Origin of the sequence: Kosakonia sp. LAM2021 (assembly GCF_016620385.1) — a bacterium.
GTDB classification, from domain to species: Bacteria; Pseudomonadota; Gammaproteobacteria; order Enterobacterales; family Enterobacteriaceae; genus Kosakonia; species Kosakonia sacchari.
Genome location: NZ_JAENHT010000010.1, coordinates 40,372 through 64,662, shown reverse-complemented (window position 1 = coordinate 64,662; position 24,291 = coordinate 40,372). Strand labels below are relative to the sequence as shown.

Here is a 24,291-nt window from a genome sequence, read left to right as displayed (position 1 = left end):
ATGAAAAATTACAAATAATATGTTTTCCTGTCCAAAATGGACGAAATAGCAATCAATTCAATGGAGATAAAATGTCGCGTTTATGCGATTTAATGTTCGCGCATCCTTACGATTCATTAAGTTAGCGCAGTTGAGATTATTCCTCAGATGGGAATATTTTTATACCAGGATTTTTCTGACTTAATCTGATTGTACCAGCTAATTAAGAGTATTACCTGGCGACCAAAGTTTTATCCCAAATACACAGTAATTATATGCCTTATATTTGCAGCATAAAATAAACAAACAGACAATAAATGCTTTTAATGACCGTTTATTGACGGATGAGTTGATGTGAAAAAGGCCGCTATGCGCGGCCTTTTCTAATATAGAGACTGAGTAACTTAGTGGTGCTCAACCTTGTGGCTGTGTTCGATATCTTCGCTGCGGCGGCTAAAGCGGCGGCGGACCACCACAAAGAACACCGGAACGAAGAAGATAGCCAGTACGGTTGCGGTGATCATTCCACCCATTACGCCGGTACCTACGGCGTTCTGTGCGCCGGAACCTGCACCGGAGCTGATAACCAACGGCAGTACCCCGAGGATAAACGCCAGAGACGTCATCAGAATCGGGCGCAAACGCATACGTACTGCTTCGAGCGTCGCTTCTATCAGCCCTTTGCCCTCTTTATCCATCAGATCCTTGGCGAATTCGACGATAAGTATCGCGTTCTTCGCCGACAAGCCAATGGTTGTCAGCAGGCCTACCTGGAAGTACACGTCATTGGTCAGGCCACGGAAAGTCGCCGCCAGCAATGCACCAACAACCCCCAGCGGAACCACCAGCATGACCGAGAACGGAATCGACCAGCTCTCATAGAGTGCCGCCAGACAGAGGAAGACCACAATCAGCGAAATGGCGTACAGCGCTGGCGCCTGGTTACCGGAGAGACGTTCCTGATAGGACATCCCCGTCCAGTCATAGCCGATACCGGTAGGCAACTTGCTGGCCAGTTCTTCCATCATGGCCATCGCTTCACCGGTACTTTTACCCGGAGCTGCCTGACCAAGAAGTTCCATTGACGGCAAACCGTTGTAACGTTCCAGACGCGGTGAACCATATTCCCAGTGCGTTGTGGAGAAGGCTGAGAACGGCACCATCTGACCATCGGTCGCACGGACGTACCAGTTACCGATGTCGCTTGGCAGCATGCGGTATTTCGCCTGCGACATCACGTACACTTTCTTCACGCGACCACGGTCGATGAAGTCGTTAACGTAGCTACCACCCCATGCTGCTCCCAGCGTGGTGTTGATATCGCTAATCGATACGCCCAGCGCCTGCGCTTTTTCCTGATCGATATCGATCTTGAATTGCGGTGTATCTTCAAGCCCGTTAGGACGCACGCCGACCAGCAGATCCGGATGCTGCGCGATTTCACCAAACAGCTGGTTACGCGCCTGCGTTAACTTCTCATGGCCGAGGTTAGCCTGATCGATTAACTGGAAGTCAAAGCCGGTAGCCGTACCCAGCTCGACAATCGCTGGCAGGTTAAAGGCGAAGACCATCGCATCTTTAATCGACGCAAAGTGTCCGCTGGCACGGCCCGCAATCGCAGGAACCTTGTTCGCTTCACCTGGACGTTCATCCCAGTTTTTCAGCGAAACGAATGCCAGACCGGTGTTCTGACCGCGACCGGAGAAGCCGAAACCGTTAACTGTAAAGACAGAGTTAACGTTGTCTTTCTCGTTTTCCAGATAATACTTCGTCACTTCATCCAGCACTTTCTGCGTACGTTCTTGAGTCGCACCCGCAGGCAACTGAGCCATGGTCAGAAATACACCCTGGTCTTCATCCGGCAGGAACGAACTTGGCAGACGTACAAACAGCACCGCCATGCCCGCAACGATGATGATATAGAGCAGCAAATAACGACCGGTGCTGCGCAGGATGTTGCCCACGCTGTCGGTGTAATGGTGCGTGCTCTTCTCGAACATGCGGTTGAACCAGCCGAAAAAGCCTTTTTTACCTTCGCCGTGATCGCCTTTGGCAACAGGTTTCAGCATCGTGGCGCACAGCGCTGGCGTCAGGATCAATGCCACCAGTACAGAGAGCACCATCGCAGAAACAATGGTGATCGAGAACTGGCGATAGATAGCGCCGGTAGAACCACCAAAGAAGGCCATTGGGATAAATACGGCTGACAGAACCAGCGCAATACCGACCAGCGCGCCCTGAATCTGCTCCATCGAGCGCCGTGTCGCCTCTTTCGGCGGCAAGCCTTCTTCCATCATCACACGCTCGACGTTTTCCACCACCACGATGGCGTCGTCCACGAGCAGACCTATCGCCAGCACCATACCAAACATGGTGAGGGTGTTTATCGAGTAGCCAAACGCGGCGAGTATGGAGAAAGTACCGAGCAGCACCACCGGCACCGCAATGGTTGGGATAAGCGTTGCGCGGAAGTTCTGCAGGAACAGATACATCACCAGGAACACCAGTACGATCGCTTCAACCAGCGTTTTCACCACTTCGTTAATAGAGATCTTAACGAACGGGGTGGTGTCGTACGGGTAAACCACTTTCAGACCGTGAGGGAAGAACGGTTCCAGTTTGGCGATAGTACCGCGTACTGCCTCGGCGGTATCCAGTGCGTTCGCGCCGGTTGCCAGTTTAATCCCCAGACCGGCTGCCGGTTGACCGTTGTAGCGGGCGATAACGTCATAGCTTTCGCCGCCCAGTTCGATCTTCGCGACATCGCGCAGACGAACCTGCGAGCCATCGCTGTTCACTTTCAGCAGGATTTTGCCAAACTCTTCGGTCGAGGTCAGACGGGTCTGCGCGATGATGGAGGCGTTCAACTGCTGCCCTTTCACCGGCGGTGTACCGCCTAACTGACCGGCCGCTACCTGGGCGTTCTGCGCTTTAATAGCCGTAATCACGTCAACCGGCGTCAGTTGGAAGTTATTGAGTTTGTTCGGATCCATCCAGATACGCATCGCGTACTGCGCACCGAACAGCTGAACATCACCCACGCCCGCAGTACGGCTGACCGGATCTTTAATGGTCGCGCCCACATAGTCGGCGATATCTTCCTGCGTCATGGATCCATCGGTACTGATCATACCGAGAACCATCAGGAAGCTACTGGATGATTTCTCAACGCTAACACCTTGCTGCTGTACTTCTTGCGGTAACAACGGCATCGCCAGTTGCAGTTTGTTCTGCACCTGAACCTGCGCGATATCCGCATCAGTACCTGAATCGAAGGTGATAGTGATCTGCACCGTACCAGAGGAATCACTGGCAGAGGACATATACAGCAGGTTATCGATACCGTTCATGTTCTGTTCGATAACCTGCGTTACGGTATCCTGCACCGTTTTCGCATCAGCACCTGGATAGGAAGCCGTGATCTGAATTGCCGGTGGCGCGATCGTCGGATACTGCGCTACCGGCAATTTGAGGATCGAAAGCGCCCCCGCCAGCATGATGATAATCGCGATAACCCACGCAAATATGGGGCGATCGATAAAAAACTTAGCCATGTCTTAACGGCTCCTGTTTAAGTTAAGACTTCGGTTTTTCTGACTGGCCGCCGGCCTGGGCTTGCTCTTTATTGTCAGAAGTCACTTCCTGCGCTTTCACCTGCGCGCCCGGTTTGACTTTTTGTAAACCAGTAATGATCACGCGATCGCCGGTTTTCAGGCCATCCGTTACGAGCCATTTGTCGCCAATGGCCTGGGTCGCAGTGATATTACGGATTTCAACTTTGTCGCCTTCGCCCACAATCATCACCGTTGCATCGCCACGCGGCGTACGGGCAACGCCTTGTTGCGGAACCAGCATCGCGTTCGGATTTACACCTTCTTCAAGTTTGGCGCGCACAAACATGCCCGGCAGCAGAGTGTGGTCAGGGTTCGGGAACACCGCACGCAGCGTGATAGAACCGGTGGTCTGGTCAACGGTCACACCGGAGAACTCCAGCGTACCGGCTTGCGAATACTGAATGCCGTCATTGGTGACCAACTGCACTTTCGCTTTGCCGTTTTCCTGTTTCAGAGAACCATTTGCCATCTCTTGTTTCAGGCGCAAGAAGTCGTTGCTCGACTGGGTTACATCAACGTAGATCGGATCAAGCTGCTGCACGGTAGTCAGCGCAGTCGTTTGCCCGCTCTGCACTAACGCGCCTTCCGTCACGGTTGACGTACCGGTGCGACCGCTAATGGGCGAGGTCACTTTGGTGTAAGCCAGATTGATGCGCGCGCTTTCAACCGCTGCTTTTGCGGCGATAACCGACGCATTAGCCTGCTGTGCATCCGCCTGGGCGGTATCGTAATCCTGTTGGCTGATGTACTTGGTGCCGATCAGTTTTTTATAACGATTCACGGTCATCTGCGCGATATTCGCGGCAGCTTGCGCTTTAGCAAGATCGCCTTTCGCGCTGTCGTAAGCCGCTTGATAAGTTGCCGGATCAATCTGATAGAGCGAGACACCTGCTTCAACGTCACTGCCTTCGGTGAAGTTGCGTTTTAAAATAATGCCGCTAACCTGCGGGCGGACTTCCGCAATGCGGTACGCACTGGTTCGACCCGGCAGTTCTGTGGTGATTTGCAGAGGTTCAGTTTTGACCGTTACGACGCCAACTTCTGGCATCTGGCCTGCTCCCTGCTGCGCAGGTTTTTCGTCACATCCTGTAAGCGCTAAGCTGCCCGAAAGCATCAGAACGACCGCCAGAGGCGTTAACCCTCTGTTTTTGTTCATAAGTAAACCTCGAGTGTCCGATTTCAAATTGATCAATGGATCAATGGCCCAAAAACCCATTGCTGCGTTTATATTATGGTCGTGCTATGGTACAAACATTCACAAATGTATGTAAATCTGACTCCTGTAAATTCACCAACATATGGCACGAAAAACCAAACAACAGGCGCTGGAGACTCGTCAGCACATTCTTGATGTCGCCATGCGTCTGTTTTCGCAGAATGGCGTTTCTGCAACGTCGCTGGCTGAAATTGCGCAGGCGGCAGGCGTGACTCGCGGCGCGATTTACTGGCACTTCAAAAACAAGTCGGATTTGTTTAGTGAAATATGGGAGCTATCAGAGTCCAGTATTAGCGATCTTGAGACTGAGTATCGGGCAAAATTCCCCGGCGATCCACTCTCTGTATTAAGAGAAATATTGGTTTATATCCTTGAAGCAACAGTTGTTGAAGAACGGCGTCGCTTAATGATGGAGATCATTTTTCACAAATGTGAGTTTGTCGGCGAAATGGCGATTGTGCAAGAAGCGCAGCGGAATTTGTGCCTGGAAAGTTATGATCGAATCGAGCTTACACTTCGCGAATGTATGCAAGCAAAATTGCTGCCGGACAACTTACTGACCCGCCGCGTCGCAGTGCTTATACGCGCCTATGTTTCAGGCATTATGGAAAACTGGCTCTTTGCTCCGCAATCTTTTGATCTCAAAAAAGAAGCGCGTGATTACGTTTCTGTTTTGCTTGAGATGTGCCAGCTCTGCCCGACGCTACGCGCTGAGCAGCACGCGCTTAACGCATAACATTGTAAGCCGCCAGGATTTCTCCTGGAGGTTTCTCACTTCGCTAGGTTGTTGCATAACAGCGTGATATTCTTGCGCGCGTGGCTATTCCGGCCGCCTTCCCGAACAGAAAACGATCGCTCAAATTATGTTGCACAACTATCGCATGCGAAACACGTTCGCCGCTTTTGCCGCCGCATTGTTTCTTGTCATTATTTGCCTTGCGAGTAACGTCGCCCGGGCGCAGACAACCAACGATTTGCCTTCCCGCACCGATGTGCAAAGCCAGCTTGACGCGTTAAATAAGCAAAAAGAGCACTCCGCGCAGGACAAATTAGTTATCCAGGATTTAACGGAGACGCTGGACACGCTCGACAAAATTGACCGGGTCAAGCAAGAAACCGCGCTACTCAAGCAAAAAGTTGCCCAGGCGCCAGACAAACTGCGCCAGGCAACAGATGCGCTCAACGCGCTTAACGACAAAGACAACGACGACGAGACGCGTAAAACGCTGGCCTCGCTCTCCCTGCGCCAACTCGAATCCCGCGTTTCACAACTGCTGGAAGATCTGCAAACCGCGCAAAACGACTTATCCAATTACAACAGCCAACTGGTGTCCTTACAGACTCAGCCGGAGCGTGTGCAGAATTCTATGTACTCCGCTTCGCAGCAGCTGCAGCAAATTCGCAACCGTCTGAACGGCACTGCGGCGGGTGAAGGCGCACTGCGTCCTTCGCAGCAAAATCTGTTGCAGGCACAGCAGGCATTGCTCAATGCGCAGATCGAACAGCTGCGCAAAAGCCTCGAAGGCAACACGGTATTGCAAGATACGTTGCAAAAACAGCGCGATTACGTAACTGCGAACAGTAATCGCCTTGAACACCAGCTCCAGTTATTGCAGGAAGCGGTAAACAGCAAACGCCTGACGCTCACCGAAAAAACCGCACAAGAAGCGGTCACGCCAGACGAAACGGCGCGCATCCAGGCGAACCCGCTGGTAAAACAAGAGCTGGATATTAACCATCAACTGAGCCAGAAATTGATTTCTGCGACAGAGAGCGGTAACGCGTTGGTGCAGCAGAATATCAAGGTGAAAAACTGGCTCGATCGTGCGTTGCAGTCTGAGCGCAATATAAAAGAACAGATTTCCGTATTGAAAGGCAGCTTACTGTTGTCGCGTATTCTCTACCAGCAACAGCAGACCTTACCGTCGGCGGATGAACTGGAAGATATGACCAACCGCATTGCGGATCTGCGTCTTGAGCAGTTCGACATCAACCAGCAGCGTGACGCCCTGTTCCAGAGCGATAACTTTGTCGCCAAGCTGGAAGAGGGGCACCAGGCCGACGTTAACGACGAGGTTCATGACGCGCTGTTGCAAGTAGTCGATATGCGCCGCGAACTGCTTGATCAACTGAACAAGCAGCTTGGCAACCAGCTCATGATGGCCATCAACTTGCAGGTGAATCAGCAGCAATTGATGAGCGTGTCGAAAAGCTTACAAGAGATCCTGACCCAGCAAATCTTTTGGGTAAACAGTAATAAGCCGATGGACTGGGAGTGGTTCAAATCTTTCCCGAAAGCGCTACGCGACCAGGTTAAAAGCACCAAAATTACCGTTAACTGGGAAAAAGCCTGGCCAGCGGTGGCCATTGCTTTTCTGGCCGGTTTGCCATTATTGCTGATTGCCGGGGTGATTCGCTGGCGTTTGCGCTGGCTGAAAAGCTACCAGGCGAAACTCGCCGCCCAGGTTGGGCAACTGCGTAGCGACAGCCAGTTGCATACGCCGAAAGCGATTTTTATCGATCTGATTCGTGCCTTGCCGGTCTGTTTGCTGATCCTGGCGGTCGGCCTGATCCTGCTAACCATGCAGCTAAACATTAGCGAGCTGCTGTGGGCATTCAGTAAAAAACTGGCGCTGTTCTGGCTGGTATTTGGCCTGTGCTGGAAAGTGCTGGAAAAAGACGGCGTTGCGGTCAGCCACTTTAATATGCCTGCACAGCTCACCAGCCACTGGCGTCGGCAGATTGTTCGTATCAGCCTGGCATTATTGCCGTTGCATTTCTGGTCGGTGGTATCGGAACTCTCTCCGTTGCATCTGATGGACGATGTGATCGGGCAGTTTGTCATTCTGGTTAACTTGCTGGTGATCACCGCGCTGGTGTGGCCGATGTTCCGCGAAAGCTGGCGTGATAAAGAGTCGCACAGCATGCGTCTGGTGACAGTTACCGTGCTGGCGATTGTACCCATTGCCTTAATGGTGCTGACGGCGACGGGGTATTTCTATACCACGCTGCGCCTCTCCGGGCGCTGGATTGAAACGGTTTACCTGGTCATTATCTGGAACCTGCTTTACCAGACGGTGCTGCGTGGCTTAAGCGTAGCGGCACGCCGTATTGCGTATCGTCGTGCGCTGGCGCGTCGGCAGAATATGGTGAAAGAGGGCGCGGAAGGGGCTGAACCGCAAGAAGAACCGACCATTGCGCTGGAGCAGGTCAACCAGCAGACATTGCGTATCACGATGTTGGTGATGGTGGCGCTGTTTGGCGTAGTGTTCTGGGCGATTTGGTCAGATTTGATCACCGTTTTCGCCTACCTCGACAGTATCACCTTGTGGCATTACAACGGCACTGAAGCCGGTGCGGCGGTGACGAAAAGCGTGACGCTCGGCAGCTTGTTGTTTGCGGTGATTGTCTTTGTCGTGGCATGGGCGCTGATCCGCAACTTACCGGGCTTACTGGAAGTGCTGATCCTCTCGCGGCTGAATATGCGCCAGGGCTCCTCGTATGCCGTCACCACTATTCTCAACTACATCATCATTGCCGTTGGCGCGTTAACCGTGTTCGGCTCGCTTGGCGTCTCGTGGGATAAACTGCAATGGCTGGCAGCCGCGTTGTCGGTTGGTCTGGGGTTCGGCTTACAGGAAATTTTCGGTAACTTTGTTTCCGGCCTGATAATTCTGTTTGAACGCCCGGTGCGCATAGGCGATACGGTAACCATTGGCACCTTTTCCGGTACGGTCAGTAAAATCCGTATCCGTGCCACCACCATTACCGATTTTGACCGCAAAGAGGTCATCATCCCCAATAAAGCGTTCGTCACCGAGCGTCTGATTAACTGGTCATTGTCCGATACCATCACCCGCGTGGTGATCCGCATTGGCGTGGCGTATGGTTCGGATCTCGACAAGGTGAAAAAAGTTCTGCTGAAAGCGGCGATGGAGCATCCAAAAGTGATGCACGATCCGGAACCAGCTGTCTTCTTCACTACTTTTGGCGCCAGCACGCTGGATCATGAGCTGCGTCTGTATGTGCGTGAACTGCGCGATCGCAGCTATACGGTGGATGAGCTCAACCGCACCATCGATAAACTGTGTCGCGACAATGATATTGATATCGCCTTCAATCAGCTGGAAGTGCACCTGCGTAATGATAAAGGTGATGAGCTGACCGAAGTGAAGCGTGAGCTAAAAGGTGACGATCCGACACCGTCGGTCGCGCAATAAACGCGTTCCCCTCTCTTACGGGAGAGGGGCATCCAGTTGTTTGTTTTCAAAATCTTTTTTTACAATCTCCAGCGCCTTCAGCACCAGCTCAGGCGCAATATCATGCTGCTCCAGCAACATAATCAAATCCACCGCCAGCTTGACCTCATCCGGGGCATTTTCCAGTGACATTCTCTCTCCTGGGTTAACGGGTTAAGCGCGTCAGTACGCCTTCGATCTTCTCCAGCGCATGGCGACAACGGGCAAGCCTGCCGGCAAACGCTTCAACTTCTTTATGCAACTGTTGCTGTTCAACAAGCGTAGTGACCGAACGCAAACGCTGTTCGCGTTCTTGTTTCATCGTCAGCAGTCGACGCTCATACTCCTGATGTTTCAGGCGTCTGCGCTGCCAGCGTGCAATGCCCGGCGAAGCGTGATCCCACTCGCGTAGCGACCAGACGGCGCTTTCGCGCGTCAACGCCGCGATTTGCGCGGTCAAATGCTCCGCCAGCCAGACTACTTGTTCCAGCCGCCCATGCTCAACCGCATGGCGCAACGCCGCCATATTCGCTGTGCTTTCATCAAGATAAGATTGCATCCGCGTACTGCGGGTTTGAAAAAGATGCCTGTCAAAACGGGCGCTTACCGTGGCGTGTTGCGCCAGCGGTGCGACCTGCTGGCGTAGCGTCGCGAGTTGTTGTTCCAGCCTCTGTAAAAGCACGGCGCTTTTCACGCGTCTTCCCCCTGTAAATCACCCTGACTGTGCTACATTAGCCGCTCATCCTGATAACGATTCGCATTATGCAACGCACTATTTTAATCATCATAGGTTGGTTGGCGGTAGCCCTTGGTACGCTCGGCGTGGTATTGCCGCTGCTCCCGACCACCCCTTTTATATTGCTGGCGGCGTGGTGCTTCGCCCGATCTTCGCCGCGTTTTCATCAGTGGTTGCTCTACCGTTCCTGGTTTGGTGGTTATCTGCGCCACTGGCAGCAGTACCGTGCAATGCCACCGGGCGCGAAGCCGCGCGCGATTGCGGTCATCCTGGTTACGTTCGCCATTTCATTATATTTCGTGAACATGTTATGGGTACGTATTCTGTTGCTGGTCATTCTGGCCTGTCTGCTTTTCTTTATGTGGCGCATCCCGGTGATTGACGCAAAGCAACAAAAACCATAAAGCGCAGCGAAGGCAGTTGCAATTGTGGCGGACTGCCAGTAAATTCGAGCGTTTTCGAGCACGGGTGCGGCTGATTAAATGTTAATCAGTGGTTACATCAAACCTTCAACGCGCGTCACCGTGAGTAATACCGTTTCTATCAGGCAAAAATCCATGACAGCGACTGCGCAGCAGCTTGAATTTCTTAAAAACAGCATCAAAAGCATTCAGGATTACCCGAAACCGGGCATCCTGTTCCGTGATGTCACCAGTTTGCTGGAAGACCCGAAAGCGTACGCTCTCAGCATTGAACTGCTGGTTGAGCGTTATAAAAACGCCGGGATCACCAAAGTTGTCGGTACCGAAGCGCGCGGCTTCCTGTTTGGCGCGCCGGTCGCACTCGGTCTGGGCGTCGGTTTTGTACCGGTGCGTAAACCGCGTAAACTGCCGCGCGAAACCATCGCCGAAAGCTATGAGCTGGAGTACGGTACCGATCAGTTAGAGATCCACGTTGATGCGATCCAGCCCGGCGATAAAGTGCTGGTGGTGGACGATCTGCTGGCGACTGGCGGCACCATTGAGGCGACGGTAAAACTGATTCGCCGTCTGGGTGGAGAAGTGACCGACGCCGCATTTATCATTAATTTGTTCGACCTTGGCGGCGAACAGCGCCTGCAAAAACAGGGCATTACCAGCTACAGCCTGGTGCCGTTCCCGGGGCATTAATCGCGCTGTGTACGCCAATTACCTCCATTCCTCACGCCTGAGGGATGGAGTGTATTCACAGCATGGCTGTGTTAGCATTATCCCTTCGTAAATCCACCTTCCAGCGTTTCAGAGCCTGCCAATGAGTTATCAGGTCTTAGCCCGAAAATGGCGACCACAAACTTTTGCTGACGTCGTCGGCCAGGAGCATGTGCTGACCGCACTGGCGAACGGCTTATCTTCAGGACGCATCCATCATGCGTATCTGTTTTCTGGCACCCGTGGTGTCGGAAAAACCTCTATTGCCCGCTTGCTGGCGAAGGGGCTTAACTGCGAAACCGGCATCACCGCCACCCCGTGCGGCGTCTGTGATAACTGCCGTGAAATCGAGCAGGGCCGCTTTGTTGATTTAATAGAAATTGACGCCGCCTCGCGCACCAAAGTGGAAGACACGCGCGATCTGCTGGACAACGTACAGTACGCACCGGCGCGCGGGCGTTTTAAAGTTTATCTTATTGATGAAGTGCATATGCTCTCGCGTCACAGCTTTAACGCGCTGTTAAAGACGCTGGAAGAGCCGCCCGAGCATGTCAAATTCCTGCTGGCGACCACTGACCCGCAAAAACTGCCGGTGACCATTCTCTCCCGCTGCCTGCAGTTCCATCTGAAAGCGCTGGATGTCGACCAGATCCGTAATCAGCTCGAACATATTCTCGATGACGAGAAGATTGAGCACGAGCCCCGCGCGCTGCAACTTCTGGCGCGCGCTGCCGACGGCAGCCTGCGTGATGCGTTGAGTCTGACCGATCAGGCGATTGCTAGCGGCAATGGCCAGCTTTCCGCTGAAGTGGTCAGTTCAATGCTCGGCACGCTGAATGACGACCAGGCGCTTTCGCTGGTTGAAGCGGTCGTCGCCGCCAATGGCGAACGTGCAATGTCGCTGGTGAACGATGCGGCCTCGCGCGGCGTTGAGTGGGATGCGTTGCTGCTGGAAATGCAAACGTTACTGCACCGCATCGCGATGGTTCAGCTCACGCCTGCGGCACTTGGCAGCGATATGGCACCGGTTGAACACCGTCTGCGCGAACTGGCTCGCACGGTGCCGCCCGCCGATGTGCAGCTCTATTACCAAACGCTGCTGATTGGCCGCAAAGAGCTGCCGTTTGCGCCGGACAGGCGTATGGGCGTCGAGATGACGCTGCTGCGCGCGCTGGCTTTCCACCCGCGTATGCCGCTGGCCGCGCCGGAAGCTCCACAACAATCTTTTGCTCCCGTGGCACCCACGGCGGTGGTCTCGCCGCAGCAGGTTGCTGTCGCACCACAAATGCCTTCGCAGATACCGCCGCCGCAAGATGCGCCGATGCCCGACGCGACCAGCCAGGTGCTGGCAGCGCGCAGACAACTGCAACGCGCGCAGGGAGCAGACAAAGCAAAAAAGAGTGAACCGGCAGCCGCAACCCGCGCGCGGCCGGTGAGTAACGCCGCGCTGGAACGACTGGCTTCGGTGACCGAGCGTGTGCAATCGCGTCCGGCTCCGTCTGCGCTCGAACAGACTCCGGCCAAAAAAGAAGCCTACCGCTGGAAAGCGACAACGGTTGTGGAAACGGTAAAAGAAGTTGTCGCCACACCCAAAGCGTTGAAAAAAGCGCTCGAGCATGAAAAAACGCCAGAGCTGGCGAAAAAACTGGCGGAAGAAGCGATAGAACGCGACGCCTGGGCGAAAGAAGTCAGCCAGCTCAAATTGCCGAAACTGGTCGAGCAGGTTGCGCTGAATGCCTGGAAAGAGCAGGACGGCGAACGAATATGCCTGCATCTGCGTAGCTCCCAGCGCCATCTAAACTCGCAGGGCGCGTTGAAAACGCTGGGCGAGGCGCTGAGTGAATTACATAGCGCAGCGGTTGAACTGACTATCATTGAAGATGATAATCCGGCAGTGCGTACGCCGCTGGAGTGGCGACAGGCAATCTATGAGGAAAAACTTGCGCAGGCGCGCGAGTCGATCATTGCGGATAACAACATCCAGACGCTGCAACGATTTTTCGATGCGGATCTGGACGAAGAGAGTATTCGCCCCCTTTGACGGGCAGCTGCGGCTACCCGTTTTCAACCCTGAATGTGACTTATCACTCTGGTCAGTCACCACAGCTAAAGAGAGAAGCCTATGTTTGGAAAAGGCGGTCTGGGTAACCTGATGAAGCAGGCCCAGCAGATGCAAGAAAAAATGCAGAAAGTGCAGGAAGAGATCGCGCAGCTGGAAGTGACCGGCGAATCGGGCGCGGGTCTGGTGAAAGTGACCATCAACGGCGCGCATAACTGCCGTCGCGTGGAGATCGATCCGAGCCTGCTGGAAGACGACAAAGAGATGCTGGAAGATTTGGTTGCCGCTGCTTTTAACGATGCTGCTCGCCGCATTGACGAAACGCAGAAAGAGAAAATGGCCTCCGTCTCTTCCGGTATGTCGCTGCCGCCAGGCTTTAAGATGCCGTTCTGATGCAGACCAGCCCGCTGTTAACGCAGCTTATGGAAGCACTGCGCTGCCTGCCGGGCGTCGGCCCGAAGTCGGCGCAGCGTATGGCGTTTACGCTGTTGCAGCGCGATCGCAGCGGCGGAATGCGGCTGGCACAGGCGCTCACTCGGGCGATGTCGGAAATCGGCCACTGCGCCGATTGCCGCACGTTCACCGAACAGGAAGTCTGCAATATTTGCAGTAACCCGCGACGCCAGGAAAACGGTCAAATCTGTGTAGTGGAAAGCCCGGCAGATATCTATGCTATTGAGCAGACCGGGCAGTTTTCCGGTCGCTACTTTGTGCTGATGGGGCATCTGTCACCGCTCGACGGCATCGGCCCGGACGACATTGGCCTTGACCGGCTGGAACAGCGTCTGGCGTCCGAGAAAATCCAGGAACTGATCCTCGCCACCAACCCGACGGTGGAAGGCGAAGCGACCGCTAACTATATTGCTGAGCTTTGCGCGCAGTATGGTGTGGAAGCCAGCCGTATCGCCCACGGCGTGCCGGTGGGCGGCGAACTGGAAATGGTTGACGGGACGACGCTGTCGCACTCGCTGGCCGGCCGCCACAAGATTCGTTTTTAACCAAACGGAGGCAGAAATTTTTGCCTCCGCTTGAAATTTCCCGCCAATATCCCCACTTCTCCCTCAACGCATTTTTACCTTGTAAATGGCATTGTTGAGGTTTTCCCAATGAAAGGACAAGAAACTCGCGGTTTTCAGTCTGAAGTGAAACAGCTTCTGCACTTGATGATCCATTCTCTTTATTCGAACAAAGAAATCTTCCTGCGTGAGCTTATCTCCAACGCCTCGGATGCGGCGGACAAACTGCGTTTTCGCGCGCTGTCCAAACCGGAACTGTACGAAGGCGATGGCGATCTGCACGTGCGCGTCTCCTTTGATAAAGAGAACCGTACGCTGACCATTGCCGATAACGGCATTGGTATGACGCGTGATGAAGTGATCGACCACCTGGGGACGATTGCAAAATCGGGCACCAAGGCGTTTCTGGAATCAATGGGTTCCGATCAGGCGAAAGACAGCCAGCTGATTGGTCAGTTCGGCGTCGGTTTCTATTCGGCATTTATCGTTGCCGATAAAGTCACCGTGCGCACCCGCGCGGCGGGTGAAAGCGCTGAAAACGGCGTGTTCTGGGAATCCGAAGGCGCAGGTGAATATACCGTTGCCGATATCACTAAAGCCGATCGCGGCACCGAAATCACGTTGCACCTGCGTGAAGGGGAAGACGATTTCCTCAATGACTGGCGCGTTCGCTCAATCATCAGCAAATATTCCGACCATATCGCCCTGCCGGTAGAGATCGAAAAACAGGAAGAGAAAGACGGCGAAACCGTGGTCTCCTGGGAGAAAATCAACAAAGCGCAGGCGCTGTGGACGCGTAACAAAGCGGAAATTAAAGACGACGAATACAACGAGTTCTACAAACATATCTCCCACGACTTTACCGATCCGCTGATCTGGAGCCACAACCGTGTGGAAGGTAAGCAGGAGTACACCAGCCTGCTTTACATTCCGTCGCAGGCCCCGTGGGATATGTGGAACCGCGATCATAAACATGGCCTGAAACTCTACGTTCAACGCGTGTTTATCATGGATGAAGCCGAACAGTTCATGCCGAACTACCTGCGCTTTGTGCGCGGCCTTGTTGATTCCAACGATCTGCCGCTCAACGTTTCGCGTGAAATCCTGCAGGACAGCAGCGTCACGCGCAGCCTGCGCACCGCGCTGACCAAACGCGTGCTGCAAATGCTGGAAAAACTGGCGAAAGATGACGCGGAAAAATACCAGACCTTCTGGCAACAGTTTGGCCTGGTGCTGAAAGAGGGCGCGGGCGAAGATCACGCGAACCTGGAAAACATCGCCAAACTGCTGCGCTTTGCCTCCACGCATAACGACTCCTCCGCACAAACTGTGTCGCTGGAAGAGTATGTGTCGCGCATGAAAGAAGGGCAGGAAAAAATCTACTTCATCACTGCCGACAGCTACGCCGCAGCGAAGAGCAGCCCGCATCTGGAGCTGCTGCGTAAGAAAGGCATCGAAGTGCTGCTGCTTTCCGATCGCATCGACGAGTGGATGATGAGCTACCTGACCGAGTTCGACGGCAAGCCGTTCCAGTCTGTTGCCAAAGCTGACGCTTCGCTGGATAAACTGGCAGACGAAGTGGATGAAAGCACTAAAGAAGCTGAAAAAGCGCTGGAGCCGTTCGTTGAGCGCGTTAAATCCCTGCTCGGTGAGCGCGTGAAAGAAGTGCGTCTTACCCACCGTCTGACCGATACGCCAGCCGTTGTCGTGACCGATGCTGACGAGATGAGCACCCAGATGGCGAAACTGTTCGCCGCTGCGGGTCAGAATGCGCCGGAAGTGAAATACATTTTCGAGCTCAACCCGGACCACGCCCTGGTGAAACGCGCGGCGGATACACAAGACGAAACCCAGTTTAACGAATGGGTTGAGTTGTTGCTGGATCAGGCGCTGTTCGCCGAACGCGGTACGCTGGAAGATCCGAACCAGTTTATTCGCCGCATGAACCAGTTGCTGGTTTCATAAGCAGAAACTTGTCGTTCAGGGAGGCCTCAGGCCTCCCTTTTTTATCTCCACACCTCCGAATCTTGTCTCCCTCGATGTTACCGGGCACTTTCCTTTCTGAGTCTCACGCACCTTAAGAAAACGTATCATTAACCGTTTCAGCCGATCCCGCTTCCTTGAGCGCCGGTCATTCTGGTGTTATCTTTTAGCGCTTTTTGAAAAATTGAACCAACATTTGAGGGGATTTTCGCAATGCGTATTATTCTGCTTGGCGCTCCGGGCGCGGGTAAAGGAACTCAGGCTCAGTTCATCATGGAGAAATACGGTATTCCGCAAATCTCTACCGGTGACATGCTGCGCGCCGCTGTTAAATCTGGCAGCGAACTGGGCAAACAGGCAAAAGACATCATGGACGCGGGCAAGCTGGTCACTGACGAGCTGGTAATCGCGCTGGTGAAAGAGCGTATTGCCCAGGAAGATTGCCGCAACGGCTTCCTGCTGGACGGTTTTCCGCGCACCATTCCACAAGCGGACGCGATGAAAGAAGCCGGTATCAAGGTTGATTTCGTACTTGAGTTCGACGTGCCGGACGAGCTGATCGTCGATCGCATTATCGGCCGCCGCGTTCACGCTGCTTCCGGGCGCGTTTACCACATCAAATTCAATCCGCCGAAAGTAGAAGGCAAAGACGACGTGACCGGCGAAGAGCTGACCACGCGTAAAGACGATCAGGAAGAGACCGTGCGTAAACGCCTGGTGGAATACCATCAGATGACCGCGCCGCTGATCGGCTACTACCAGAAAGAAGCGCAGGCGGGTAACACCCAATACGCTAAAGTTGACGGTACCAAAGCCGTTGCTGATGTACGCGCAGAGCTGGAAAAAATCCTCGGCTAATCGCGCCCGCTCACCCGGACTCTCCGGGTGAGAATTTTTCTCATCTTACCTATCGCAGCAATGGGTTCCGTTTAACCGCTTTTACGCTACAATTACCAACCATTCAAAAGGTTAAGAGGCGTGAATGAGTCAGGCGAAAACCGGCATCCTGCTTGCCAATCTGGGCACTCCCGATGCCCCGACCCCCGAAGCGGTGAAACGCTATCTGCGGCAATTCTTGAGTGACAGACGCGTGGTCGATACGCCGCGTTTATTGTGGTGGCCGCTACTTCGCGGTGTGATCCTGCCTATTCGTTCTCCCCGCGTCGCCAAACTCTATCAATCTGTCTGGATGGAAGAGGGCTCACCGCTGATGGTTTACAGCCGCAGGCAGCAGCGGGCCCTGGCAGCGCGCTTGCCTGACGTGCCGGTGGTGCTTGGCATGAGTTACGGTTCGCCGTCGCTGGAAAGCGCGGTCAATGAACTGCTGGCACAAGAGGTCGAGCATATTGTGGTGCTGTCGCTCTACCCGCAATACTCCTGTTCCACCGTTGCCGCCGTGTGGGACGAGCTGGCGCGCATTCTGGCGAAAAAGCGCCATATTCCGGGCGTCTCTTTTATTCGCGACTATGCCGACAATGCGGATTACATCGCTGCGCTCGCCAACAGCGTGCGTGCCTCGTTTGCGCAGCATGGCGAGCCGGATTTATTGCTGCTTTCTTACCACGGCATTCCCCAGCGTTATGCAGCAGAAGGGGATGATTACCCGCAGCGCTGTCGCGATACGACGCGCGAGCTGGTGTCCGCGCTCGACTTACCGCCGGAAAAAGTGATGATGACGTTCCAGTCACGCTTTGGCCGCGAGCCGTGGTTGACGCCATACACCGATGAAACGCTGAAGATGCTCGGCGAAAAAGGTGTGAAGCATATTCAGGTGATGTCTCCGGGTTTTGCAGCCGACTGTCTGGAAACGCTGGAAGAGATCGCCGTGCAAAACCGCGAATTCTTCCTGGAAGCCGGTGGCGAAAAATATGAGTACATTCCGGCGCTTAATGATTCTCCTGAACATATCGAGATGATGGTCAATCTGACGGCTAAATATCGCTGATCGCAGGGCGGGCTGAGAGTGTGTTAACATTCCCAGCCCGAATGTATAGCGCTTATTACAATCATGAAATTTCCCGGTAAACGTAAATCCAAACACTATTTCCCCGTTAATGCCCGCGACCCGCTGTTACAGCAAATTCAGCCCGAGAGCGAATCCGGTACGTGTTGGGTAGTCGGTATCGATCAGACGCTGGTGGATATCGAGGCGAAAGTGGATGATGCGTTTATTACCCGTTACGGCCTCAGTGCGGGTCATTCGCTGGTGATCGCTGACGATGTCGCGGAAGCGCTCTACCAGGAACTGGTCAGTAACGACCTGATCACTCACCAGTTTGCGGGTGGCACCATTGGCAACACCATGCATAACTACTCGGTGCTGGCGGATGACCGCTCGGTGCTGCTTGGCGTCATGTGCGACAACGTGCAAATCGGCAGTTATGCCTACCGTTACCTGTGTAACACCTCCAGCCGTACCGATCTCAACTACCTGCAAGGCGTTGATGGCGCGATTGGCCGCTGTTTCACGCTGATTAGCGACAGCGGCGAGCGCACCTTTGCTATCAGCCCTGGCCATATGAACCAGTTGCGCCCGGAGAGCATTCCGGAAGCGGTGATCGCCGGGGCGTCCGCGCTGGTGCTCTCCTCTTATCTGGTACGCTGTAATCCCGGCGAGCCGATGCCGGAAGCCACCATGCAGGCAGTGGCCTACGCCAAAAAGCATAATGTGCCGGTGGTGCTGACGCTTGGCACCAAATATGTGATTGCCGATAACCCGCAGTGGTGGCGCGATTTCCTCAAAGAGAACGTCTCGATTCTGGCTATGAATGAAGAGGAAGGTCAGGCGCTGACTGGCGAAAGCGATCCGCTGCAGGCGGCTGATAAAGCGCTGGATTGGGTTGATCTCGTACTGTGTACCGCAGGCCCAATTGGCCTGTATATGGCCGGTTTCACCGAAGATGAAGCGAAGCGCAAAACGCAGCATCCGTTGCTGCCGGGGGCGATTGCCGAATTCAACCAGTACGAGTTCAGCCGTGCGCTGCGCCACAAAGATTGTGAACATCCGCTGCGCATTTACTCGCATATTGCGCCATATATGGGCGGGCCGGAAAAAATTATGAATACCAACGGCGCGGGCGATGGCGCGCTGGCGGCGTTGCTGCATGACATTACCGCCAACAACTATCACCGCTCCAACGTGCCGAACTCCAGCAAGCACAAATTCAACTGGTTGACGTACTCTTCGCTGGCGCAGGTGTGCAAATATGCCAACCGCGTCAGTTATCAGGTGCTGAACCAGCATTCGCCGCGTTTAACGCGCGGTCTGCCGGAACGCGAAGACAGCCTCGAAGAGGCGTACTGGGAACGTTAAGATGATTGCCCGACGAAGCCGGGCAGACAAGAAGATGAAACATGGCCGGAGCCGCGTAAGCACTCCGGCCTTCTTTATTAACCCGTTACGGCTTCTTCGACCGGTGGTTTTTCCAGTAATGTCAGCATGGTGTTGGCGATTTCGCGCTCGCCCATGACCACCTGATTCGCGCCACGTTCGGTGATGTAATCCACTTCATCGTCGTAGTGCGCGCGGGCGATAATTTCAATATGCGGGCACTTCTCACGCGCGGTGGCGACAATCTCCCCGGCTTCGTAACCGTTCGGAATGGTCAGCAGCAGCCAGCGGGCGCAATCGAGATGCGCCAGGTTCATGATCTCTTCGTTGGCGGCATTGCCCAGCACCGCGCGAATGCCACGTTCACGCAGTTCATCCACGCGAGTACGTGACGTTTCAATCACCACCAGCGGAATGCCCTGCGCCATCAGTTTTTCACCCAGCAGACTGCCGACGCGGCCAAAACCTACCAGCAAAGCGTGGTTGCAGATATCCACTGGGATCTGTTTCTCTTCTTCGATGGCCTCTTCCAGCGTTTGCTCTTCCAGCGTCTCAGTTTTATCGAGGTATTTTTCCAGCAGGGTAAACAGCACCGGGTTGAGCATAATCGACAGGATAGCGCCCGCCAGCACCAGATTTTGCCCGGCCTGCGGCAGCAGGTTCAGCGACATGCCGAGGCCTGCCAGAATAAAGGCGAACTCGCCGATCTGCGCAAGGCTTGCGGCAATGGTCAGCGCGGTGCGCGGCGAGTGACCAAACATGCGCACCAGCAGGAATGCAGCAACGGATTTACCAAAGATGATGATCGCCAGCGTAGCGAGCACCGCCAGCGGTTGCTCGATGAGAACCAGCGGATCAAACAGCATACCGACGGAGACAAAGAACAGCACCGCAAACGCGTCGCGCAGCGGCAGTGTATCGTGCGCCGCACGGTGGCTGAGCTCGGATTCGTTGAGCACCATCCCGGCGAAGAACGCGCCCAGCGCAAACGAAACATCAAACAATTCCACCGCACCAAAAGCGATACCGAGCGCCAGCGCCAGCACGGAGAGCGTAAACAGCTCGCGAGAACCCGTTGCTGCGCTGCGCGCCATAATCCACGGTACCAGACGGCGGCCAACCAGCATCATGATGGCGATAAAGGCCACCACTTTACCGATGGTGATACCCATATCCACCGCCAGCGACGCCAGCCCGACATTGCCTTTTTCCACCATTCCGGCGACGGCAGGCAGCAACACCAGCGTTAACACCATCACCAGATCTTCCACAATCAGCCAGCCGATGGCGATTTGCCCACGCTGGCTGTCGATAAGCTGCCGCTCCTCAAGCGCGCGCAGCAGTACCACGGTACTGGCGGTGGAGAGACAGAGCCCAAAAACGATGCCGGTCATCAGTGACCAATCCAGCATTGCGGAAAGCGCCATACCCAGTAGCGTCGCAACAGCAATCTGCGCGATCGCACCGGGAATGGCGATGGACTTTACCGCCATCAGATCCTTCAGTGAGAAATGCAGCCCGACGCCGAACATCAGCAAAATCACGCCCAGCTCCGCCAGCTCAGGCGCGAGTTGGGTATCGGCGACAAAACCCGGCGTAAACGGCCCGGACAATACACCCGCTAACAGGTAGCCCACCAGTGGCGAAATACGCAGTTTATTGGCAAGCATGCCGAGGATAAAAGCGAGCACAAGGCCGCCGACAATGGTGGTGATAAGCGGTGTGGCGTGATGCATTCCGTCTCCTTTCGTTGGTGCGTGGATCCCGCGGTTAAAAACCGACAACTGCGTTACAGTTTATGACAATTTTCGCCAGTATGTTTATGAATAATTGTTGAATTATGAAGAAAATGGCAATTTGGCTGAAAAAAGATAATAAGCTGGGTGTCCGTGACAGAAATCACGCGCCAGGGGCAGGCAGGCAAGAGAAAGCGGCGGCCAAAGTACCACTTTGGCCGTGTGGAAATCAGTGTTGTGGGCGGTTATCGGGCAGGAATATGGTTAGAATCCCGAGTAATGGCAGGAAAGCACATATTTTATAGACCAACTCAATGCTGGTATGATCGGCAACCAGCCCCAACACCGCAGCGCCAAGACCGCCCATCCCGAAGGCAAAACCAAAAAACAGTCCGGAAACCATGCCAATACGACCTGGTAACAGCTCCTGTGCATAGACAAGAATGGCTGAAAAGGCGGAGGCGAGTACGAAACCAATAATCACCGTCAAAATCCCGGTCCAGAAGAGTGTGGCGTAGGGTAAAAGAAGGGTAAACGGCGCGACACCGAGGATAGAGCCCCAAATCACATATTTTCTGCCAATCTTATCGCCCAGTGGCCCACCAATGACCGTACCTGCCGCAACCGCAAACAGGAAGATAAACAGATGCATCTGGGCATTTTGCACCGACAAATCAAACTTTTGCATTAAATAAAAGGTGAAATAGCTGCTAATGCTCGCCATATAGAAGTATTTCGAGAAAATCAGGATCAGCAGCACACAAACCGCCAGCACCACTTTATTACGTGGCAGCGGATTGCTCACGGAAATGGGCTTTTTACCTTTATTCACCCGGTGCTGCGCGGCGTACCAGCGGCTTACCTGCATCAGCACAATAATCGCCAGCAGGGCAGCCAGCACAAACCAGGCAACATTGCCTTTGCCGTAAGGCGCAATGATCACAGCCGCCAGTAATGGCCCAAGCGAGGCACCAAAGTTGCCGCCGACCTGAAAGATGGATTGCGCCAGTCCGTGACGTCCGCCAGACGCCATGCGCGCCACGCGCGACGATTCCGGGTGGAAAACCGATGACCCCGTTCCTACCAGCGCGGCAGCGATCAGCACAGTGGTAAAACTCCCCGCCAGTGCCAGCAGCACCAGACCGCTTAAGGTGAAACACATACCGATGGGCAGCGACCACGGCATCGGGTGTTTATCGGTCAAATAGCCCACTACCGGCTGGAGCAGCGAGGAGGCGACCTGGAAGGTCAGCGTGATAAAGCCAATCTGCACAAACGACAGGGAAAAATCGGCCTGTAGTAGCGGATAAATCGCCAGCAGCAGCGACTGAATCATATCGTTAAGCAGATGCGAGAGGCTGATAGCGCCAAGAATACCGAACGAGGTGCGCGCAGCAGGCGATGTCTGCGACGTTTCACTGATTGCCATAAATACCACGTATGTTGTCAGAAGAGGTTAAGGATAAAGCACGGTAATGATTCTCTGATTACCATACCTTTGCTGAAAGTTTGAAGGAAGTTGCGATTCTGAATACATATTTGTCTATTATTTGCAGGCGCTGTAATTTCTCAGTTTATCAATGGGTCAGGGAGGGAAGCATGAGATTGTTAAAGAAGAGCATTACGCTGGGGCTGCTGGCGGCGATGGGCGTTGCCAGCTGGCAGGTACAGGCTTACGAGCAGGATAAGACCTATAACATCACCATTCTGCATACCAACGATCATCACGGTCATTTCTGGCGCAGTGATTACGGCGAATATGGTTTATCGGCGCAGAAAACGTTGGTTGATGGCATTCGCAAAGAGGTGGCGGCCGAAGGCGGCAGTGTGCTGCTGCTTTCCGGCGGTGATATCAACACCGGGGTGCCGGAATCGGACTTGCAGGATGCCGAACCCGACTTTCGCGGAATGAACCTGATTGGCTACGATGCGATGGCCGTAGGCAACCATGAGTTCGACAACCCGCTTAGCGTACTGCGCCAGCAGGAAAAATGGGCCAAGTTCCCGTTCCTTTCCGCCAACATTTACCAGAAAAGTACCGGCGAGCGCCTGTTTAAGCCGTGGATGATATTTAATCGTCAGGGGCTGAAAATTGCCGTTATTGGGTTAACCACCGACGACACGGCGAAAATCGGCAACCCGGAGTTTTTCACCGATATCGAATTCCGTAAACCGGCCGACGAAGCGAAGCTGGTGATTTCTGAGCTGAATCAAAACGAAAAACCGGATGTAATTCTGGCGACAACGCATATGGGCCATTACGACAACGGCGAGCACGGCTCAAATGCGCCGGGCGATGTCGAGATGGCGCGCAGCCTGCCAAAAGGCGCGCTGGCAATGATTGTGGGTGGTCACTCACAAGATCCGGTCTGCATGGCGTCAGAGAATAAAAAACAGGTCGATTACGTGCCTGGAACTCCATGTGCGCCGGATCAGCAAAACGGCATCTGGATTGTGCAGGCGCATGAGTGGGGCAAATATGTCGGACGCGCGGATTTCCAGTTCCGTAACGGCGAAATGAAACTGGTACGTTATCAGTTGATTCCGGTCAACCTGAAGAAGAAAGTCACCTACGACAACGGCAAAAGCGAGCGCGTACTCTACACGCCGGAAATTGCCGAAAACCCGCAGATGCTCTCCCTGTTAACGCCGTTCCAGAACAAAGGTAAAGCGCAGTTAGAGGTGAAAATAGGTAACGCGAATGGTCATCTGGAAGGCGATCGCAGCAAAGTGCGCTTTGTGCAGACCAACCTCGCACATGTGATCCTCGCTGCACAAATGGCGCGTACCGGCGCGGATCTGGCGCTGATGAGCGGCGGCGGCGTGCGTGACTCTATCGAAGCGGGCGACATCACTTACAAAGACGTGCTGAAAGTGCAGCCGTTTGGCAACACGCTGGTTTATGTCAACCTGACCGGTAAAGAGCTCACAGATTACCTCACCGCGGTGGCACAGATGAAGCCGGATTCAGGTGCGTATCCGCAGTTCGCCAACGTCAGTTTTGTGGCGAAAGATGGCAAGCTGAACGATCTCAAAATCAAAGGCGAACCGGTCGACCCGGCGAAAAGCTACCGACTGGCGACGCTCAGTTTCAACGCAACCGGTGGCGATGGCTATCCTCGTCTGGATGATAAAGCAGGCTATGTGAATACCGGTTTTATTGACGCTGAAGTGCTGAAAGAGTACATCCAGAAAAACTCACCACTGGATGTGAATGCTTACGAACCTAAAGGGGAGGTGAGCTGGCAGTAACCAG

The 24,291-nt window shown here is 54.1% G+C and carries 18 protein-coding genes and 1 other annotated feature; of the genes, 12 read left to right on the top strand and 6 right to left on the bottom strand.

Features of this window, described 5'->3' with window-relative positions:
* Positions 1-383: 383 nt before the first annotated feature.
* Both acrB and acrA read right to left on the bottom strand, forming a co-directional pair.
* Complete coding sequence (gene acrB, locus JKP81_RS18990) at positions 384-3,533, bottom strand: multidrug efflux RND transporter permease subunit AcrB (protein ID WP_200552947.1); 3,150 nt, start codon at positions 3,531-3,533, stop codon at positions 384-386.
* A 22-nt stretch (positions 3,534-3,555) separates the two neighbouring features.
* Entirely contained in the window at positions 3,556-4,749 is a 1,194-nt protein-coding gene (gene acrA / locus JKP81_RS18985; protein WP_200552946.1) for a multidrug efflux RND transporter periplasmic adaptor subunit AcrA, read from the bottom strand.
* Between the two features lie 142 nt (positions 4,750-4,891).
* On the opposite strand from acrA, the gene acrR reads away from it, so the two are divergent.
* Both acrR and mscK read left to right on the top strand, forming a co-directional pair.
* Entirely contained in the window at positions 4,892-5,545 is a 654-nt protein-coding gene (gene acrR / locus JKP81_RS18980) for a multidrug efflux transporter transcriptional repressor AcrR (protein WP_200552945.1), read from the top strand.
* A 145-nt stretch (positions 5,546-5,690) separates the two neighbouring features.
* Complete coding sequence (gene mscK / locus JKP81_RS18975; protein WP_370568901.1) at positions 5,691-9,029, top strand: mechanosensitive channel MscK; 3,339 nt, start codon at positions 5,691-5,693, stop codon at positions 9,027-9,029.
* Positions 9,030-9,044: 15 nt separating this feature from the next.
* Here mscK and rsmS read toward each other — a convergent pair whose 3' ends face one another.
* Positions 9,045-9,200 (bottom strand): pleiotropic regulatory protein RsmS, encoded by a 156-nt coding sequence (gene rsmS / locus JKP81_RS18970; protein WP_200552943.1) that lies wholly within the window; start codon positions 9,198-9,200, stop codon positions 9,045-9,047.
* Between the two features lie 13 nt (positions 9,201-9,213).
* On the bottom strand, positions 9,214-9,741 hold the full coding sequence (priC, locus tag JKP81_RS18965) for a primosomal replication protein N'' (protein ID WP_200552942.1): 528 nt from the start codon (positions 9,739-9,741) through the stop codon (positions 9,214-9,216).
* A gap of 68 nt (positions 9,742-9,809) precedes the next feature.
* Between priC and JKP81_RS18960 the strand changes: the two genes are divergently transcribed.
* The 9 genes from JKP81_RS18960 to JKP81_RS18920 all read left to right on the top strand — a co-directional run bounded on the left by JKP81_RS18960 (position 9,810) and on the right by JKP81_RS18920 (position 19,281).
* Positions 9,810-10,187 carry a DUF454 family protein gene (locus JKP81_RS18960; protein WP_017459998.1) on the top strand — a complete coding sequence of 126 codons (378 nt, stop codon included), beginning with the start codon at positions 9,810-9,812 and terminating at the stop codon, positions 10,185-10,187.
* 153 nt (positions 10,188-10,340) lie between these two features.
* Positions 10,341-10,892, top strand: coding sequence for an adenine phosphoribosyltransferase (gene apt, locus JKP81_RS18955; protein WP_017459999.1), 552 nt, complete (start codon positions 10,341-10,343; stop codon positions 10,890-10,892).
* A gap of 121 nt (positions 10,893-11,013) precedes the next feature.
* On the top strand, positions 11,014-12,951 hold the full coding sequence (dnaX, locus tag JKP81_RS18950; RefSeq protein ID WP_200552941.1) for a DNA polymerase III subunit gamma/tau: 1,938 nt from the start codon (positions 11,014-11,016) through the stop codon (positions 12,949-12,951).
* Positions 12,284-12,348: a sequence feature (DnaX frameshifting element), on the top strand. It overlaps the preceding gene by 65 nt.
* Before the next feature lie 81 nt (positions 12,952-13,032).
* Complete coding sequence (locus tag JKP81_RS18945; protein ID WP_017460001.1) at positions 13,033-13,362, top strand: YbaB/EbfC family nucleoid-associated protein; 330 nt, start codon at positions 13,033-13,035, stop codon at positions 13,360-13,362.
* On the top strand, positions 13,362-13,967 hold the full coding sequence (recR, locus tag JKP81_RS18940; protein ID WP_017460002.1) for a recombination mediator RecR: 606 nt from the start codon (positions 13,362-13,364) through the stop codon (positions 13,965-13,967). The genes JKP81_RS18945 and recR overlap by 1 nt, the downstream gene beginning before the upstream one ends.
* Positions 13,968-14,075: 108 nt before the next feature.
* Entirely contained in the window at positions 14,076-15,950 is a 1,875-nt protein-coding gene (htpG, locus tag JKP81_RS18935) for a molecular chaperone HtpG (RefSeq protein ID WP_200552940.1), read from the top strand.
* A gap of 231 nt (positions 15,951-16,181) precedes the next feature.
* Positions 16,182-16,826 carry an adenylate kinase gene (gene adk / locus JKP81_RS18930; protein WP_200552939.1) on the top strand — a complete coding sequence of 215 codons (645 nt, stop codon included), beginning with the start codon at positions 16,182-16,184 and terminating at the stop codon, positions 16,824-16,826.
* 124 nt (positions 16,827-16,950) lie between these two features.
* Positions 16,951-17,913, top strand: a complete 963-nt coding sequence (gene hemH / locus JKP81_RS18925; RefSeq protein WP_200552938.1) for a ferrochelatase — start codon at positions 16,951-16,953, stop codon at positions 17,911-17,913.
* A 63-nt stretch (positions 17,914-17,976) separates the two neighbouring features.
* Positions 17,977-19,281, top strand: coding sequence for an inosine/guanosine kinase (locus tag JKP81_RS18920; protein WP_200552937.1), 1,305 nt, complete (start codon positions 17,977-17,979; stop codon positions 19,279-19,281).
* 77 nt (positions 19,282-19,358) lie between these two features.
* On the opposite strand, the gene ybaL is transcribed toward JKP81_RS18920, so the two are convergent.
* Both ybaL and JKP81_RS18910 read right to left on the bottom strand, forming a co-directional pair.
* The gene (gene ybaL / locus JKP81_RS18915) at positions 19,359-21,035 is read right to left on the bottom strand and encodes a YbaL family putative K(+) efflux transporter (protein WP_200552936.1); all 1,677 of its coding nucleotides are present in this window, start codon (positions 21,033-21,035) and stop codon (positions 19,359-19,361) included.
* Positions 21,036-21,264: 229 nt separating this feature from the next.
* Positions 21,265-22,464, bottom strand: coding sequence for an MFS transporter (locus JKP81_RS18910; RefSeq protein WP_200552935.1), 1,200 nt, complete (start codon positions 22,462-22,464; stop codon positions 21,265-21,267).
* Positions 22,465-22,679: 215 nt separating this feature from the next.
* On the opposite strand from JKP81_RS18910, the gene ushA reads away from it, so the two are divergent.
* Entirely contained in the window at positions 22,680-24,287 is a 1,608-nt protein-coding gene (gene ushA / locus JKP81_RS18905; protein WP_370568905.1) for a bifunctional UDP-sugar hydrolase/5'-nucleotidase UshA, read from the top strand.
* Positions 24,288-24,291 lie beyond the last annotated feature (4 nt).

What these genes read in the sequence shown, in the direction of transcription:
- acrB (WP_200552947.1), bottom strand. Translation starts at nt 3,533, where the DNA reads ATGGCTAAGTTTTTTATCGATCGCCCCATATTTGCGTGGGTTATCGCG.
- acrA (WP_200552946.1), bottom strand. Translation starts at nt 4,749, where the DNA reads ATGAACAAAAACAGAGGGTTAACGCCTCTGGCGGTCGTTCTGATGCTT.
- acrR (WP_200552945.1), top strand. Translation starts at nt 4,892, where the DNA reads ATGGCACGAAAAACCAAACAACAGGCGCTGGAGACTCGTCAGCACATT.
- mscK (WP_370568901.1), top strand. Translation starts at nt 5,691, where the DNA reads ATGCGAAACACGTTCGCCGCTTTTGCCGCCGCATTGTTTCTTGTCATT.
- rsmS (WP_200552943.1), bottom strand. Translation starts at nt 9,200, where the DNA reads ATGTCACTGGAAAATGCCCCGGATGAGGTCAAGCTGGCGGTGGATTTG.
- JKP81_RS18960 (WP_017459998.1), top strand. Translation starts at nt 9,810, where the DNA reads ATGCAACGCACTATTTTAATCATCATAGGTTGGTTGGCGGTAGCCCTT.
- apt (WP_017459999.1), top strand. Translation starts at nt 10,341, where the DNA reads ATGACAGCGACTGCGCAGCAGCTTGAATTTCTTAAAAACAGCATCAAA.
- dnaX (WP_200552941.1), top strand. Translation starts at nt 11,014, where the DNA reads ATGAGTTATCAGGTCTTAGCCCGAAAATGGCGACCACAAACTTTTGCT.
- JKP81_RS18945 (WP_017460001.1), top strand. Translation starts at nt 13,033, where the DNA reads ATGTTTGGAAAAGGCGGTCTGGGTAACCTGATGAAGCAGGCCCAGCAG.
- recR (WP_017460002.1), top strand. Translation starts at nt 13,362, where the DNA reads ATGCAGACCAGCCCGCTGTTAACGCAGCTTATGGAAGCACTGCGCTGC.
- htpG (WP_200552940.1), top strand. Translation starts at nt 14,076, where the DNA reads ATGAAAGGACAAGAAACTCGCGGTTTTCAGTCTGAAGTGAAACAGCTT.
- adk (WP_200552939.1), top strand. Translation starts at nt 16,182, where the DNA reads ATGCGTATTATTCTGCTTGGCGCTCCGGGCGCGGGTAAAGGAACTCAG.
- hemH (WP_200552938.1), top strand. Translation starts at nt 16,951, where the DNA reads ATGAGTCAGGCGAAAACCGGCATCCTGCTTGCCAATCTGGGCACTCCC.
- JKP81_RS18920 (WP_200552937.1), top strand. Translation starts at nt 17,977, where the DNA reads ATGAAATTTCCCGGTAAACGTAAATCCAAACACTATTTCCCCGTTAAT.
- ybaL (WP_200552936.1), bottom strand. Translation starts at nt 21,035, where the DNA reads ATGCATCACGCCACACCGCTTATCACCACCATTGTCGGCGGCCTTGTG.
- JKP81_RS18910 (WP_200552935.1), bottom strand. Translation starts at nt 22,464, where the DNA reads ATGGCAATCAGTGAAACGTCGCAGACATCGCCTGCTGCGCGCACCTCG.
- ushA (WP_370568905.1), top strand. Translation starts at nt 22,680, where the DNA reads ATGGGCGTTGCCAGCTGGCAGGTACAGGCTTACGAGCAGGATAAGACC.